Source organism: Streptococcus mitis (assembly GCF_002096925.1).
Lineage (GTDB): Bacteria > Bacillota > Bacilli > Lactobacillales > Streptococcaceae > Streptococcus > Streptococcus mitis_AF.
In genome coordinates this window covers 1-206 of record NZ_NCVN01000073.1, presented here as the reverse complement: position 1 = coordinate 206, position 206 = coordinate 1, and the positions used below count along the sequence as shown (strand labels likewise).

The 206-nt window shown below is 48.1% G+C and carries 1 pseudogene; it reads right to left on the bottom strand.

The window, feature by feature from the left end:
- A pseudogene (locus B7692_RS11140) lies at window positions 1-206 on the bottom strand (hypothetical protein); the annotation flags it as partial.

Sequence of the window (206 nt, the reverse complement as noted above, 5' to 3'; positions counted from 1 at the left end):
AGCGCAAGTACTTCAGCAAGTACATCAGCTTCAACAAGCGCAAGTACATCAGCAAGTACATCAGCTTCAACAAGTGCAAGTACGTCAGCAAGTACCTCAGCTTCAACGAGCGCAAGTACATCAGCTTCAACGAGCGCAAGTACGTCAGCAAGTACATCAGCTTCAACAAGCGCCAGCACGTCAGCTTCAACAAGTGCAAGTACTTC